Source organism: Komagataeibacter oboediens, from assembly GCF_018491655.1.
In the GTDB taxonomy this organism is placed as follows: Bacteria; Pseudomonadota; Alphaproteobacteria; order Acetobacterales; family Acetobacteraceae; genus Komagataeibacter; species Komagataeibacter oboediens.
In genome coordinates this window covers 192,747-208,560 of sequence record NZ_JABLUU010000002.1, presented here as the reverse complement: position 1 = coordinate 208,560, position 15,814 = coordinate 192,747, and the positions used below count along the sequence as shown (strand labels likewise).

The 15,814-nt window shown below is 59.9% G+C and carries 11 protein-coding genes and 1 tRNA gene; 10 read left to right on the top strand and 2 right to left on the bottom strand.

Annotated elements, in window-relative coordinates:
* Positions 1-99 precede the first annotated feature (99 nt).
* From HNO79_RS02875 to HNO79_RS02865, 3 genes are all read left to right on the top strand, one after another.
* Complete coding sequence (locus HNO79_RS02875; protein ID WP_048856105.1) at positions 100-1,671, top strand: Do family serine endopeptidase; 1,572 nt, start codon at positions 100-102, stop codon at positions 1,669-1,671.
* 180 nt (positions 1,672-1,851) lie between these two features.
* The gene (folD, locus tag HNO79_RS02870) at positions 1,852-2,781 is read left to right on the top strand and encodes a bifunctional methylenetetrahydrofolate dehydrogenase/methenyltetrahydrofolate cyclohydrolase FolD (protein WP_214164663.1); all 930 of its coding nucleotides are present in this window, start codon (positions 1,852-1,854) and stop codon (positions 2,779-2,781) included.
* Positions 2,778-3,539, top strand: coding sequence for a methylenetetrahydrofolate reductase (locus HNO79_RS02865; RefSeq protein ID WP_010513590.1), 762 nt, complete (start codon positions 2,778-2,780; stop codon positions 3,537-3,539). Before folD ends, HNO79_RS02865 begins: the two co-directional genes overlap by 4 nt.
* A gap of 369 nt (positions 3,540-3,908) precedes the next feature.
* Here HNO79_RS02865 and HNO79_RS02860 read toward each other — a convergent pair whose 3' ends face one another.
* A complete protein-coding gene (locus HNO79_RS02860) occupies positions 3,909-4,484 on the bottom strand; it encodes an NUDIX domain-containing protein (protein ID WP_214164662.1) in 576 nt (191 codons plus the stop codon).
* Positions 4,485-4,683: 199 nt separating this feature from the next.
* Between HNO79_RS02860 and HNO79_RS02855 the strand changes: the two genes are divergently transcribed.
* From HNO79_RS02855 to HNO79_RS02825, 7 genes are all read left to right on the top strand, one after another.
* Positions 4,684-5,886 (top strand): MFS transporter, encoded by a 1,203-nt coding sequence (locus HNO79_RS02855; RefSeq protein ID WP_048856128.1) that lies wholly within the window; start codon positions 4,684-4,686, stop codon positions 5,884-5,886.
* 45 nt (positions 5,887-5,931) lie between these two features.
* On the top strand, positions 5,932-6,516 hold the full coding sequence (locus HNO79_RS02850) for an LOG family protein (protein ID WP_048856106.1): 585 nt from the start codon (positions 5,932-5,934) through the stop codon (positions 6,514-6,516).
* 55 nt (positions 6,517-6,571) lie between these two features.
* Positions 6,572-6,648 (top strand) — tRNA-Pro (locus tag HNO79_RS02845).
* A gap of 178 nt (positions 6,649-6,826) precedes the next feature.
* The gene (locus HNO79_RS02840; protein ID WP_148371092.1) at positions 6,827-7,633 is read left to right on the top strand and encodes a polyprenol monophosphomannose synthase; all 807 of its coding nucleotides are present in this window, start codon (positions 6,827-6,829) and stop codon (positions 7,631-7,633) included.
* A gap of 480 nt (positions 7,634-8,113) precedes the next feature.
* The gene (locus tag HNO79_RS02835) at positions 8,114-9,739 is read left to right on the top strand and encodes a hypothetical protein (RefSeq protein ID WP_244987404.1); all 1,626 of its coding nucleotides are present in this window, start codon (positions 8,114-8,116) and stop codon (positions 9,737-9,739) included.
* Positions 9,740-9,906: 167 nt separating this feature from the next.
* Complete coding sequence (locus tag HNO79_RS02830) at positions 9,907-11,382, top strand: glycosyltransferase family protein (RefSeq protein ID WP_244987403.1); 1,476 nt, start codon at positions 9,907-9,909, stop codon at positions 11,380-11,382.
* 41 nt (positions 11,383-11,423) lie between these two features.
* Positions 11,424-12,929, top strand: coding sequence for a glycosyltransferase family protein (locus tag HNO79_RS02825; protein ID WP_214176801.1), 1,506 nt, complete (start codon positions 11,424-11,426; stop codon positions 12,927-12,929).
* Between the two features lie 153 nt (positions 12,930-13,082).
* Here HNO79_RS02825 and treF read toward each other — a convergent pair whose 3' ends face one another.
* Positions 13,083-15,635 (bottom strand): alpha,alpha-trehalase TreF, encoded by a 2,553-nt coding sequence (gene treF, locus HNO79_RS02820; RefSeq protein WP_214164716.1) that lies wholly within the window; start codon positions 15,633-15,635, stop codon positions 13,083-13,085.
* Positions 15,636-15,814: the final 179 nt, after the last annotated feature.

Genomic DNA, 15,814 nt, shown 5'->3' with positions numbered 1-15,814 from the left:
TAACACGGGTCGGCTGTCTTGCGGCACAATGCAGGCAATGGGACTGTAAGCCCCGGCGGTCGGTCCCGTCCGTCGTTTTGAGATTTCAGCAGGACAACCATGTTCAGGGATGCCATGTCAGACGTATTGCGGTCGAACACCCTTTCCCCCCGCCGGTTCCGGAACCGGATGCTGGCCACACTCGTCGCCAGCACCGTAGCGGGGGGCTGCCTGCTCTCGGCTCCTCTGGCGCGGGCGGAAGATAGCGGGGTCATCCATCCTGATACCCAGATCCAGCAGCTTCCGAATTTCGTGAACCTGGTCAAGCAGGTCAAACCTGCCGTTGTCTCCATCACGGCGCGGATCAAGGATGCCGATACGGGCGAGGATGGTGGCCCGGGTGGCATGCCCGGCGGTTTTCCGTTCCCCTTTCCCTTCCAGATGATGCCGCAGCAGCCCCATCATACCGTTGAGGCCCGTGGATCAGGCTTTGTCATTTCGCCCGACGGATATGTCGTGACCAACAACCATGTGGTGAAGGGTGCGACCAAGGTCACCGTGACGCTGGATGATGGCACCGCGCTGCCCGCCAAGATCGTGGGGCGCGACTCCAAGACGGATATCGCGCTGCTCAAGGTCTCGCCATCGGGTAAGCTGCGCTTTATCGAACTGGGGGATTCGGACAAGGTCGAACCGGGTGAATGGGTTGTGGCCGTGGGCAACCCGTATGGCCTTGGCGGCACGGTGACGGCCGGTATCGTCTCGGCCCGCGGGCGTGACATTGGCGATGGCCCCTATGATTCCTTCATTCAGGTCGATGCCCCGATCAATCGCGGCAATTCCGGCGGCCCGCTGTTCACGCAGGATGGCAAGGTGGTGGGGGTGAATACCGCCATCCTGTCGCCTTCTGGCGGGTCGATCGGGATTGGCTTCGCCATCCCGTCCGATACCGTGAAGAACATTGTGGACCAGCTTGAAAAGACCGGTCACGTCACCCGTGGGTATCTGGGGGTGACGGCGCAGGCGATCACGCCGTCCATGGCCAGTGCGCTGGGCATGAAGCCATCGCCCTCTGGTGCGCCGGCGACGGGTGCGCTGGTAGCCAGCGTCAGTGCCGGCAGCCCGGCTGAAAAGGCGGGGCTGAAGGCGGGGGATGTCGTCACCGCGCTGAATGGCCAGCCCATCGACACGCCGCATACGCTTGCGGTCAAGGTGGCGACCATCGTGCCGGGCACCAAGGCGACGATTGCGTACCTGCGCAACAACAAGCCGCAGACCGCCAGTGTCCAGATTTCCAGCCTTGGCAAGGGTGGCACGGCTGATGGCACGGTGGGCGATACCTCCCACGATGCGGACAAGGGACCCAAGCTGGGCGTAACACTTGCGCCGTTGACGCCTGACATGCGCCAGCAGCTCGGGCTGGAGGAAAACGTGCGTGGCGTGGTGGTCAGTGACGTGCAGCCCGGTTCCGCTGCCGAACAGGCCGGGATCCATGCGGGCGACGTCATCCAGTCCGTGGGTGAGGTGCCGGTTGAAAACCCGCGCGCCACGGTGTCCGCCATCCGGCAGGCACTGCAGGCCAACCATTCCGTCCTGCTGCGGGTCGTGCGCAATGGGCAGAGTGTTTTTGTGGCCGTCAGCCCCAACAGCGATGATTCGGATACGGCCAGCAGCGAGGAAGACGACCAGTAAGCCATTTCCATTACCGGATGGCAGGGGGCCGGGGCAGGAATGCCCCGGCCTTTTTTGCATCCGGACGGGAAAAAGCCGGTTTTTTTACGGTATGGGTCAGAAAACTGGCGGGGGATGATTGTCGCACCATGGTTTCTTGCCTTATCTGCTGGCATCGCCATGTTCGTTTCCGGAGGGATGATGACCGGTCCAGCAGTATCCGATGCACAGGAACACCCTGCCGCGCGCCTGATTGACGGCAAGGGCTTCGCGGCCCGCATGACGCAGGATATCGCGATCGATGTCAGCGCTTTCTATGACCGGTATCACGTCACCCCCGGCCTTGCGGTGGTGCTGGTGGGCAATGATCCGGCCAGTGAGGTCTATGTGCGCAACAAGGCGCTGCAGACCCATCGCGCGGGTATGCGCTCATTCATGCACATGCTGCCTGCCACGACATCGCAGAAGGAACTGCTGGGCCTGATCGAACGGCTGAATGTTGATCCTGAAATCCATGGTATCCTTGTGCAGCTGCCGCTGCCGGCGGGGCTGGACCCGGTTGCGGTGACCAATGCGATCATTCCCGAAAAGGATGTGGACGGGCTGGGCGTGGTCAATGCCGGTCGACTGGCGCTGGGGCTGCCGGGTATCGTGCCGTGCACGCCCCTGGGTTGCCTGCTGCTGTTGCGTCATTACGTGGGTGACATGCGTGGCAGGGATGCGCTGGTGATCGGGGCATCTAATCTGGTGGGCCGCCCCATGGCGGAACTGCTGCTGCGTGAAGGCTGCACGGTGACCGTGGCCCATATCGATACACGCGATACCGCATCCCTTGCCCGGCAGGCGGATATCGTTGTGGTGGCGACAGGCGTGCGCGAACTGGTGCGTGGCGACTGGATCAAGCCTGGTGCGACAGTGATCGATGTCGGGATATCCCGCGTGACGCTGCCTAATGGCAAGACGCGGCTGGTCGGGGATGTGAAGTTTGATGAAGCCGTCAGGCGCGCGGGCCTGATTACGCCTGTACCCGGCGGGGTCGGGCCCATGACAATCGCCTGCCTGCTGCGCAACACCCTTGATGCGGCCCGCATGCTGGTGGAGGGCAAGGCGCATTCAGGAGAAAACACATGACGCTGACATCCGTTGAACTGATTCCGCGCGACCAGGAAACGCTGCTACGCGATGCCGAGGATGTCCGCCGGCTGTTTCCCGATGCGCAGATGCTCAATATTCCCGACCTCCTGCGTTTTTCCATCCGAAGCTGGGAGGCGGCGGCCCTGGTCCGTCCAATTTTCCCCCGTGTGGTGCCCCATATCCGCGCCATCGACATCGCGCCCGACGCGCCGCTACCGGGTGCGGATGACCCGGACCTGAAGGAAGTGCTGGTGGTGAAGGGGGATCCGCCATCGGACCTGAAGCACCGCACCTATCCCAATACCAGCGAGAGCATGATTGCCCGGTACCGGCGTGAAGCGCCGCATCTGACGGTCTATGCCGCTTTCGATCCGTACCGCCGTGCGCCGTACAAGGAAATGGAGGCCATAGCCCGCAAGAAGGAAGCCGGCGCCGCCGGTTTCTTTACCCAGCCCATTTTTGACATGCGCATGCTGGACCTGTGCATGAACTGGCTTCATGGGGAAAATGTGTTCTGGGGCATTTCCCCCGTGATTGGCCCGAAGTCACGCTCATACTGGGAAACGACGAACCACGTCATTTTCCCCCATGATTTTGAGCCGACGCTGGACGCCAACATCGCTTTTGCACGGCAGATGATGGAGACCGTGGCGCAGGCGGGCGGCAATACCTATCTCATGCCGCTGCGCGTCAAGCTGGAGCGTTACCTGCCCCCGCTGCGCCGTGGCCATGCGCAGGATCCGTTGACCTGCTGAACCGCACGGGATCGTTTTTGTGGTCCGGAACGGTCTTCAGGGGAAAGTGCCCTGCCAGGATAGGGTCCATGCAGGGGCCCATGTAACAGTTTCATCCGGTGGGGATGCTGGAGATCTGACCGGATTTCTGCGGCCCTTACGCAATGGTTGGCCGATCAAACCTGTCTGGCGGATGATGTGCCTTCCCAAAGCCCATCGGGCCGCAGCCGTATTGTTCAAAAAGGGCCGTTTCCCCGGCATGTCGTGCGGACAGCATGCAATCTGAACCCGGGGCCGCCGCGACGATCGGGGACTGTCCGGCCGCCTTCATCTTCTCTCCCGGAACAGAACGTCCCGGGGTTGGCGCCCGAACAGCGAGTCCCGGCCCGGTCAGATCCAGCCGCGCGCGCGGATCATGCCAAATGCCGCGATTGTGACCATGCAGGTGATTCGCCCGTCCACGATCATGGCTTCCATCTCCTTCAGCGTGACGACGTGGCAGGTAATGTCCTCTTCCGTTTCCTCACGCTGGTGCGGGCCCTGCCGCAGGCCGGTGGCCAGATAGGCGCGACCTTTCTGGGTGGTGTATCCAGCACCCTGATACAGCAGGCCGGCTTCGCGCATATGCTCGGCAAGCAGGCCGGTTTCCTCGCGCAGTTCGCCGCGCGCCACGTCTTCGGGCGTGGCGTCGGGACGGTGTTCCCACATGCTCATGGGCAGTTCCCACATCCGTTTGCCGATGGGATAGCGGTACTGGCGGATCAGGGTGACGCGTGGGCCATCCGGTCCGTCCCACAGGGGCAGGACCACGACGAAATCCCCCCGTTCCACCACGCCGTACAGCCCCTTTTTGCCATTTGGGCGGATGATGATGTCTTCGCGCACGCGGGTCCATGGATTTTCATAGGCGGTGCGGGTGGAAACGGTTGTATAGCCACCTGCGTCCGGGGTGGGGGATTGCGTCATGGGGTCCTGCATCCTTCCTGATCACGCCTGCATGCATCCCGCACAGGGCTGTCGTGCGGGAACGAATGGTCATGGGTTGGTTTTTTCACGTTTTCCCATAAGCCCTATGGTGCCTCGGCTCCACAATGATTTTGTGGGGTTGGCCGTATTGCTGGTATCCGCGTTTGATCTGGGCGTTTGTTTTTTATTTACGGAGTTTATGCGTATCATGACCGGGCCGCAGGCTGTATCGGGGTCTCCTACACGGCGGATACTTCCCGTCGTGCTGTTCAACCTCCTCTGTTACATCGATATTGGCCTGCCGATGGCGGTCATTCCGGTTTTTGTGCACCAGGTGCTGGGATATAACACGGTGCTGGCGGGGTTGGCGGTATCCGTGCAGTACCTTGCCACCTTTGCCTCCCGCGCGGGGGCGGGGCGGCAGGCGGACCGTCGTGGGGCCAAGCCCACGGTGGTGACCGGTCTTGCGGTCTGTACCCTGTCGGGACTGGCGCTGATGCTGTCGGGCGTACTGCTGCATTTCGCGGCCCTGTCCATCATCCTGCTGATCGCCAGCCGTATTTTTCTGGGAATAGGGGAAAGCTGGACCGCGACTGGCGCCATCATGTGGAATATCGGACGGGTGGGTGCCGCGCGTACCGCGCAGGTCATTTCATGGAACGGGGTGACGTCGTATGGCGGCATCGCGCTGGGCGCGCCAATCGGTCAGCTTCTGTCGGGCCTGCCGCTGCCATATGGTGGACTGACGGTGGTTGGCATGCTCTCGGCGGGGCTGACCCTGTTCGGTTTCCTGCTGGCGCGGCAGTACGCCCCGGTGCCGCCCGTGCCCAGCAAGGCACCGCCAATGCCGTTCCATGCCGTGTTCCGTCGTGTCCTGCCGCATGGGGCGGTTCTGGCATGCGGGTCCGTAGGGTTCGGGACGATTTCGGCCTGCCTTGCCCTATTCTATGCCCATAACCACTGGAACGGGGCCGCGACGGCGCTGACCGGATTCGGCCTGGCGTTTGTGCTCATGCGGTTCCTGTTCGCCCGGCAGATTGACCGCCGGGGTGGACTGGTGGTCACGTTCATCTCGCTGCTGGTGGAAACGCTGGGGCTGGTCGTGCTGTGGCGGTGTTCCTCGATCAGCGGGGCGGCGCTGGGGGCGGCGCTGACCGGGGCGGGGTTCTCGCTGGTGTTCCCGGCCATGGGCGTGCTGGCGGTGGCGCGTGTCGGGCCGGAAAACCGGGGGGCCGCGCTGGGGGCGTTTTCCGTGTTCCTTGATATTGCCGTGGGCCTGTCCGGCCCCCTGCTGGGGCTGGTGATCCAGACCATGGGTTATGGCGCGCTGTTTCTGGTGTCGGCCCTGTTTACGCTGGCGGGTGTGGGTGTAACCATTATGTTGAGATTCCTGCCACGCTGACAGGCGTGGGGAAACGATAATCCTGTGGGGAGCTGAGCTGGATAGATGCAGATTTCATCCGTTGCTGTTTTTTGTGGATCGCGTTTCGGTTCCCGGCCGGAATATGCGGCGCAGTCCCGCGCGCTGGGCACCGCGCTGGGGCGGGCCGGGCTCCGGCTGGTCTATGGTGGGGGGCATGTTGGCCTGATGGGGACCGTGGCGGACGCCGTGCTGGCTGCGGGCGGGGCGGTGACGGGGGTCATTCCCGCCTTTCTGCATTCTCGTGAGATCATGCATGAAGGTGTCACCGACCTGACCGTGACCGACAGCATGCATGACCGCAAGGCGCGCATGTTCGCGCAGTCCGATGCCTTTGTGGTGATGCCGGGGGGACTGGGCACTTTTGACGAGACGATCGAGATCATGACGTGGCGGCAGCTGCGCCAGCATGACAAGCCGATCTATATCGTCAATGTGGCGGGGTGGGCCGATCCGCTGCTGGCCATGGTGGACAGCTGTATCGCGGATGGGTTTGCCTCCCCCTCCGCGCGGAACCTGTTTGAGGTGGTGCCCGATGTGGCGACACTGATGACGGCGCTGGCTGCCCTGCCGGTGCAGGCGGATGCACGCGACAGGGTCACCACGCTGTAAATCTTTCATCTATCCCCTTGCCTAAAATGCAGCAGCCCTGTATAGCCGCCTGCAACGGAGTGTAGCTCAGCCTGGTAGAGCACTGTGTTCGGGACGCAGGGGCCGGAGGTTCGAATCCTCTCACTCCGACCAGATTTGCAGGCCGGTTGCCTTTTGGTAACCGGCCTGTTTCTGTTTCTGGCTGCATATCCGCTTATATTGCAGCCGTAGGGGAAATCCTTTACGCATGACCTCTTGTAATGGGGGGGCTGCCTGCGGTACGTCCTGCCGCGTCGCCATCCATGTAAAGCCCTAGGAATTTTTACCGACCATGCAAGCTTCTTCAGTCCCCTCGCAGTCTGAGTCGCATGAAAAAGGTATATCCCGACCGGGGCCGGTCCTGAGCGTCATCATCCCGTGCTATAATGAACGCGGAAATGTCGAGCCCCTGTTTCACGCGGTGGAGCAGGCGCTGGTGCATCTCGATTGGGAACTGATATTCGTTGACGATGCATCGCCTGACGGCACCATAGATGAAGTCTGGCGGCTGGCGCAGGCTGACAGCCGGGTGCGTGGCATCCTGCGGGTGGGCCGTCGTGGCCTGTCTTCCGCCGTGATCGAGGGAATCCTGTCGTCATCGGCGCCGGTTGTGGCGGTGATGGATGGCGACATGCAGCATGACGAACGGCTGCTGGGCCAGATGTTCGATGCCATCCGGAACCAGGGGTACGATGTGGCGATCGGCAGCCGGCATGTGGAAGGTGGCGACAATAGTGGCCTGGCCAACTGGTGGCGGCTGTTCCTGTCCAATGCGGGCATCCGGATCGCGCAGCTATGCCTGCCCGTGAAGGTGAGCGACCCGATGAGCGGTTTTTTCGCCGTGCGGCGTGATCTGTTTGTCAGATCGGTGAGCGACCTGTCGGGTACCGGGTTCAAGATCCTGCTTGACCTGCTGATGGTGCAGAAGACCGCTCCGCGTGTGATTGAACTGCCCTTTGTTTTCCGGTCGCGTCATGAAGGGGAAAGCAAGATGGGCCGCAAGGTGCTGATCCAGTTCGGGCAGATGATTGCCCACCATATGCTGACGCGCAGAAAGACATCTCTTCCAACAGCATCAGGTGGTGGCACGGCAGGCTGACATGCCACGCCCCATGCACGGGAACTGTCCCATGCGGGAGGTCGCTCATATTTCCGTTGTCAGATCTGCGATGTCTTTATCGTGATGATGAAGTGGCCTGCCCGACGCATTTCGCAGGGGGGCGCCACGACCTGATCATGCACGATACAATGAAGTCTGTCCCGACGGGGACGACAGATGTTCCCCGTCTGTCCGCGCGGGGGGCCATTTTGCGCAGGCAATCCCTCAATGCCGCACTCCCCATAGATTATGCGTCGCCTGAACAGGAGGCGGGGCGGAATGACGTCTGTACCCATATCGCCCCCATGACTGGCCGGGAAGGCCGCACGATTACAGTGGGTACTTCCTTTATAATGCCGAATGTCAATGATATACTCTCGGGTTATTGTTGTTATTTTGCAAATTATAATATTATTTCATAATGGGCATGGCGGCATGAACGCGGGCAGAAAATTTATTACTGTTATACTATCGATTATTTTGTCGTTTCTGGGTGGTGCCCTGTGTTATCATTTTGGTCTGCGGTTCCTGCCGGATTCAGACCAGGCCAATGCGTGGTTCGAAGCGCAGGACATGGCGCGGGGGAATTTTTTTCTCAAGGGGTGGGTCAACTCCCCTGACAATTTCTGGCTGATAGATCTGCTGGGCATGGCCGGCCTGCTCAGGCTCATGCCCGGCAGTACGGCGGTGCTGCATATCCTGCCTGCCGTATGGTGGGGCGGCATTATTGGGGCTGCCTGTTATCTTGCCCTGGGCGGAGGGCGCAACCGGTCCTGGCGATGTCTGCTGCCTGTCATGGGTTTTATTGCCCTTGTGCCGCTATATGAGCAGGCAGCCATCGCGTTCATTACGTACGCGCCCTATCACGTGGGTACGATGTTCGTGGCCCTTCTGGGCATTATCGCAGCCGGACGTGTGCTGGATGGAACAGGGGGAAAGCTGGCACAGGCCAGCCTGTTCGTGTTTGTCAGCATAATTTTTATCAGCGACCCGTTTGCCGTCTGCTGCTTTGTCATGCCCGCCTGTCTTGTCAGCCTGTGGCGGATCTGGACGGATGATCATCCCGAACGGGGCGTGCGCTGCTTTGTGCCTGTGATCATGGCTTTTGTAGTGGCCACGGTCATCAAGACTGTTATCCACGTGGATGGGGGATTTCATTCCCTGCATGTGGTAGCCCATTTCATGGCACTGCCGGAACTGCCTTCACATCTGCTGCTGGCCTTTATGTCGGTGCTGGACCTGTTCGGCATCAATTTCTGGGGCAAGACCGTTATCGGCCATGCCAATCATAACTCCCTGACAGATATCGTGCGTCTGGTGCCGTTTGTGTTCATTGCGCTTTATGTCTGGCGTTATGTCCGTCAGCGGGTGGATGACGTAAGACGGAACCAGTGTTTTGCCGGGGAAGATTCCGTTTCGGATATGCTGGTCATCGGGCTGGTCATGGACGCCCTTGCGGCGTCGATACTGGATTTTCATATCCCCGGCGAAGACATCATCCGTTATTTCCTGCCTGTCCTGCTGTTCGCGACCATTGCCTATGCCCGTTCTGACAGGGCGGGGGATACATCCGGCATTTTCCTGGGTGCGATCGTGTGGTCATTACTGGCCTGTGTGCTGACATGGCACCCCCGTACGGAGCAGGACGTGGATATCGATCCGTATCACGTCGGTCACCAGCTGGATGTCCGGCCCCTGATGGCTGTGCTGCATCAGCAGCATCTTACGTATGGTTATACGGATTACTGGCACGCTTCCCTGACGACGCTTGCCAGCGGGGGCGAACTGAAACTGCGTTCGATCATGGTCAACGAGGATGTATCCGCCGCAGATAAAGCGGCATGCCATCTTGCATCCCGTCCATGGCTGAGCAAAAGGGACTGGTACCTGCCTGCTGACCTGCAGGGCACGGAGCGCATCTTCTTTCTGGTCTATTCACCACCCTTTCCCAAAAATGATGAGTATCTGAAACAGGCCGCGGTCATAAGCAATATGGGCGCGCCGGACCAGATTGTTCCGGTGGATGATCAATTCTCGCTTCTCATATATGATCGGCAGAAGGTCATGTCGTGTCACGGTCTGTTTGAATGGGAAAAGAAAAAATAAAAGCCGCTGCCCCATGCCGCCCTGTCAGGTGGGTGGGGAGGCCGGGTTCTTTTGCATTTTTCTTATGTGAGATGGTCCATGAATAATAAAAATATAATGGTGGTCTTGGGGAATATATTTAAAACTACCAATAGAAAATAGAAGTTCTTATTGCGAAAGATGATGCTGTGAGAGATTTGAATAAAAAGAATATAATTGTTTTATGTTGTATTCTGGGGCTCATTTTTCGCGTTGTTATCTGCTTCTTCTATCGGGGGGGATGGCGACCGGACGAAATTTTCCAGAATCTTGAACCCGCCCATCATCTGCTGACGGGCCATGGTGTCGTTACATGGGAATGGCAGGCGGGCGTCAGGAACTGGGTCCTTCCGGGGGCGATCGCCGGGATATGGGAAATAACCCGGGCCATGGGCCTGGGCCTGCCAGTTGTGGCTGTCAAGTTGGTGTTCGCCGTCCTGTCCGTATCGATTATTGCCGTATTCGCAACGCTGGGCGGAATGCTGTACGGGCGGGCAGGGGCATGGACATGCGGTGTCATGGCGGCCCTGTGGCCTGACCTGCTGATTGGCGCAGACCGAACCGCCGGGGAATTCCAGGCAGGAAATACAATGGGGCTGGCCATCGGGCTGGCCATGATTGGTCGGCAATTACAGTTGCAGGGACGTGACAACCTTAAACTCTATCTGGGGTGTGCCGCGTTTCTCGGCCTTACGGTTGTCCTGCGTTTTCAATTGGCGCCTGCAGTCGCGCTGTCCATGTTATGGGTTCTGTTCTGGCTGCCGACATGGCGTGACCGGATTGCGATTGCCCTGACCAGCCTTCTGCCGGTTCTGGCACTTGGCATTGTGGACGGCATGACCTGGGGCGGGTTCTATCCCTCCATTGTAAACAATTTCTACGTCAATATATTTAAATCAGTATCAAAAAATTACGGAGTGATGCCGTTTTACTATTATGTAGAAAGTATCATCTCCTTCTGGCAGTTTGCCTTTCTGGCGTTTGTTTTTCTGTTTGTGAAGGGGATGAAGCGGGCATGGATGCCTGCCGTAATCGGAACCGTAATCATATTTTATCACAGCCTGATTGCGCATAAGGAGACATCCTTCATTTACGCGGCAATGCCGCCGCTTGTTCTTGTGGCCAGTCTGGGCCTCTCTTCCATTCTTGAAAAACTGCAGCCCAAGGCTTTTGCGGCGGCCATAGCTGTTGTTGCCATGTGCTGCTGCATGGCGGCGTCTCCGTTCAAACAGCATATGAACATGGTCAGTCGCATACCGGCCCTGCTGTACAAGGTGTCACGGCAGGAAGATTCGTGTGGCGTTGCCGTTTTGGTCGGGTCGGATGAATGGGGGGATACAGGGGGATACAGCCAGTTCACGAAACGCGATATTCCGCTTTATTTCTATTATGACAAAGCCGATATCCAGAATGCGTCGCACCAGTACAATTATGTCGTTTCGTATAGAACTTACAGGCTGATCGGTGATGCACTCCATGCCGTAGCGTGCAAGGGGTACTATTGCCTGTACAAGACGGCGCAGACCTGTAGCGGTGCGCCCGATTACAGCCAGTTTGAAAAGATGGTGACCAGAGCAGAAAACCAGCGGGTCAGCGGACAGGATCCGTGGCTGGTGAAGCCCTGATACGGACGGACCTGATGAACAGGCCTGTCCCGTAACCCAATGTGGACAGGCGGCTTTCTCTTTCGTTTTTGATCGGTTGTGGCAGGAACAGCAGCATGAAACCGTACTTCGACAAACTGCGCGGTGGTGTAATCCTGCCACTGGTGGTCTGTGTATTCGTGGCGCTGGTCGTCCGGATCCTGATGATATTCCTGTCTCCCGGTCCGTTACGGGCGGACGAATTCTTTCAGTATATGGAGCCAGCCTATTATAAGTTGACGGGCCATGGCGTCCTGACATGGGAATGGCAGGCCGGAATCCGGTCATGGCTGCTGCCGGATATGATTGCGCAGATACTCAAGGCCGGTCACGCGCTGGGGCTGGGATATTCCACCATTTTCGTCAGGATTGTCTTCGCGCTCTGCTCGTTGGGTCTTGTCGCAGGTTTTGTTTATGCCGGCTGGGTGACGGAGGGCATAAGCGGCGCATGGATCTGTGGCATGTCAGCGGCCCTGTGGCCGGATATGGTCAATGATTCATTCCGTACGTTGGGTGAGACCGTCAGCGGTAATATAATGGCGCTGAGCGTAATGCTCATTTACATAGCAATGAAGAAACAGGGGAAGGCACATGTCGGTTTTCCCATATTGTTTGCATTCGGACTGCTGACCGGCCTGTCATTCGCATTCCGGTTTCATCTGGCCCCGGCGCTCTGTCTCGAAGTCATGATTGTCGTGTGGCTGACGGGCGCGCGGTCCGTGCTGCCGGTTGCTGCCGGGCTGCTCCTTCCCGTGTGTATGCTGGGACTGGTTGATTACCAGACGCTGGGCCATCCTTTTCAGTCCATATATAAAAACTTCTATCTGAACGTGAATGAAGGCGTTGCCCTGCGTTATGGCAGCATGCCTGCCGTCTTTTACCCGTTCGGCCTGTTTCATCTGTGGGGGGCGGCATTCCTGCCGCTGTGCTGGCTGTTCTGGAAAGGTATGCCAGAACACAGGTATATGGCGTCCATCCCCTTATTTATATTGTTATATCATTCGATGATATCGCATAAGGAAATATCATTCGTCTACGCAGCCATTCCGATACTTGTTCTGGTTGCATCGTTTGCTCTTTCAAAAATGGCCCGGTCAGGTCGTGCGATACATCTGTCACTACTGGTCGGAAGTCTGGCCATTGTTGAACTGGGTGTCCTGGCGTCGTCCTATGCTGACGCGATACATAAGAACAACCGGATCATGGCGCTACAGGTCAAGGCAAATAAAATGCCAGATATGTGCGGTCTTGCCCTGGTTGGACAGGACGGGGGCTGGTGGCTGTCAGGTGGGTACAGCCATATGAAACCGAACCGCGCGCTTTATCTGCTGACCGATACGACAGAGGGCGATGTCCCATCTACGAAATACAATTATGTTATTGGTGGCGATGGGTATAATATTTTCAACAAGGATTCACAGAAGATAATCTGTAAAAATGATGTCTGTCTGTACCACGTCAATTCAACATGTGACGGGGCGCCGGACTATACCCAGTTTTCCCGTACCGTGGTCAGAATGAACAGATAAAAGGCACCGGGTTTCCATCCATTCTGTCTGCCGGGTGGACAGGATGGATGCCCTGATTGTCTCAGCGATGTAACGGCAGCGGTCATGAACGCCCGGACCTGACGTCAGGAAACCGGGAGCCGCGCTGACATGGCGGCTTCCCGGATGGCTCCCTTAATGGGTTGCAGGCGGATTTTCGCCTGTCACCGTTTTGTCGGTGGACCCGGCATGCGTGTCTGCCGGGGCTGGCTGTGCGGGTTGGGCTGTTGCGGGCGCATCCTTCGTCGCAGGTGTCCCGCTATCGTGCGCCTCACTAACGCCCTGTGTGCCGCCTGTTGCGGGCGGAGCCGGGGTTTCCGTCGACTTCGTTTCAACGGATGCCGGGGCTGGCGGCGTTTCTGTTGCCGGGGCATGATCCGCTGCTGGCGGCTGCGCGGCCTGTGCGGATTGCGCTGGCTGCCCGTCCGCCGCCGGTGACGGCGTGTCCGCATGCTGCTCCGTGCTGGCGGCTGCGGCCGGGGCCGCAGGGGGCGTGCCGGATGGCGCGTTCACTGCAGGTGCGGCAGGGGGGATCTGCGTGGCCGATGACGGTGCGCTGGCTCCCACGGTCGACATCTGCGGCAGGATCGGGGTCGGGGCAACCGGGCGCGGGGTCAGGGTGACCGTGGGCTGGCTGTAGCGGCTCAGCGCATCATTATCACTCTGCACGCCATAGGGATTCATGGGCGGCAGGGGCTGGGGCGATGGCTGATCCGCCGCCGGGTTGCGGTCAAGTACGACACGCGTGTTCTGCGGATAGCGGTTCATCAGGCCAAGCAGCGTGCCGTTGGTCCAGCCAAACCCGATCTGCATCGGGTATTCGCCGCCACCCTTGCCGCCCTTGGGGCTGATGAACGGATTGACCACGTCATATTTTTCCAGCAGCACACCGGATTTTTCATACGTACCGATCACGCGGCCCATCCACCGTGCCGCGATGTCACTGGCCAGTTCGTCATAGCCGTACTGGTTCAGGCCCTTTACCGCCATCCATTGCAGGGGCGCCCATCCGTTGGGTGAATCCCATTGCTGTCCGCTGCCGCTGCGTTCGGTGGCGATCAGTCCGCCCACCTTGAGCAGATTTTTGCGCACGGTCTCGGACACGGCCTTGGCCTGTTCCGGTGTCGCCATCTGCATGAACAGGGGCACAACGGTCGCACCCGACAGGATGGAGGTCGATTCCCCCTTCTTCCAGTCGTAATCGATGAAGGCGGCCCGGCGTTCATCCCACAGGATACGCTGCACCGCGTCGATACGCTCCTGCGCCAGGCGGTTGTAGCGGGCGGCCGCGTCCTTGTTGCCCTTCAGGTCATAGGCATGGGCCAGCGTCTGTTCCAGATGCGGGATCATGCAGTTCAGTTCGACCGTCAGCAGGTCGGTGGTGTGGATGGTGGACAGGGTATGCCCGTCCGCCAGCCAGCGGGACGAGAAATCCCACCCCGTTTCCGAACCCGCGCGCAGGTCGCGATAGACCTCTCCCTTCGGGCGTCCCGACTGGGCAGCCGTGGCGATGTCCTGCGGGTAGCTTTCGTCACGCGGGGTATCCAGATCATCCCAGTGGCGGTTCATCAGCGTGCCATCAGGCAGGCGCACCACATGACGGTACGCGCCACCGGGCGGGACGGAATCCTGCCCGTCCATCCAGTAATCATATTCCGCCTGCAGTTCGGGCAGGAAAGTGGTGTAGGCAACCTGCCCGTCATGCATGGCCAGCAGGTCAACCATCAGCGAGAAGAACGGAACCTGCGACCGGCTGAGGTAGTAGGTCCGGCTGCCATTGGGGATATGGCCGTACCGGTCGATCATGGACGCCATGTCGCGTACCATGTCGCGCATGAGGTCGATCTTCTGGTTTTCGTACAGCCCGATCATCGTGAAATAGCTGTCCCAGTAATACAGTTCACTGAAACGCCCGCCGGGTACGACATAGGTATAGGGCAGGGGAAGCTGCGATGAATACGCCACCTGCATGTCGGGCGGCCGGCTGAGGACTTCCCACATGCCGTTGATGTAGTCGCGCACGTTTTCATCCGGCGTGCGCTGGTAGGACACCGTCTTGCGCTCGGGCAGGGTGAAATGCCGCGCAACGAAGTCCTTCAGGGAAAAATCGGGTCGCTGCTTGGCGACATTGTATTCCGCCAGCAGGTCCGCCGGTGCTTCGTCGGGAATGGCGTCGGCCGCCGTCTTGGCGTCGGTATAGATATGGGCTTCCCCGATCGCCTGGAACAGTCCGTCCAGCACGACCGAAGGTGGCCGCAGATCCTGCACCAGTGCCGCGGGCGCGCCCGCATCCGACATCAGGGCGTCGGCTGGCGGTACGGGGCTGCTGCCGGTCGATGCGGGGCCGTCCTTGTGGACCGTCTGCACGGGTTCCGTACCCGGCGCGGGCGGAGGGGACGCGGCATCTGCATGATCGGAACCACCCGCCGCAGGCATGCCCGCGGGCGCTGGCGGGGTGATGGCGGGGCCGGATGTGCCGGTGCTGGCGGGCGGGGTGTTCGTGTCGGGTGTGGTGGCCGGGGCGGTGGCCTGCTGCGGTGGTGCGCCCTGATCGGCCGTCGTGGCAGGCGACGGGGGTGTGGTCACGTTGCCGGCGGGTACCGTCTGGGCTGCGGGCGTGGCGGGAGCCTGCGCAGGTGTGGCCTGCGGCGCTGCATCCGGTGTCACGCTGGTTGGGGCAGGCAGCATGTTTCCGCTCCCCGACAGGGGTTCAGGCGTTGGTACGGAATAGGTCTGGTCCGCCTGGTCCGGTGCCTGTGCGGCGGGTGTCGCACCAGCAGCGGAGGAGGACGGCGCGGCTGTTGTCCCATCCGTGCCCGTGGGGGGCGAGGAGGGGACAGCAGCGGTCGACGGCGTGGGAGCCACCT

Bases quoted from the DNA above. Each gene is read 5' to 3' on its own strand.
- HNO79_RS02860 (WP_214164662.1), bottom strand. From the start codon at position 4,484: ATGACGCAATCCCCCACCCCGGACGCAGGTGGCTATACAACCGTTTCC.
- treF (WP_214164716.1), bottom strand. From the start codon at position 15,635: ATGCTGCCTGCCCCAACCAGCGTGACACCGGATGCAGCGCCGCAGGCC.
- HNO79_RS02875 (WP_048856105.1), top strand. From the start codon at position 100: ATGTTCAGGGATGCCATGTCAGACGTATTGCGGTCGAACACCCTTTCC.
- HNO79_RS02855 (WP_048856128.1), top strand. From the start codon at position 4,684: ATGCGTATCATGACCGGGCCGCAGGCTGTATCGGGGTCTCCTACACGG.
- folD (WP_214164663.1), top strand. From the start codon at position 1,852: ATGACCGGTCCAGCAGTATCCGATGCACAGGAACACCCTGCCGCGCGC.
- HNO79_RS02865 (WP_010513590.1), top strand. From the start codon at position 2,778: ATGACGCTGACATCCGTTGAACTGATTCCGCGCGACCAGGAAACGCTG.
- HNO79_RS02850 (WP_048856106.1), top strand. From the start codon at position 5,932: ATGCAGATTTCATCCGTTGCTGTTTTTTGTGGATCGCGTTTCGGTTCC.
- HNO79_RS02840 (WP_148371092.1), top strand. From the start codon at position 6,827: ATGCAAGCTTCTTCAGTCCCCTCGCAGTCTGAGTCGCATGAAAAAGGT.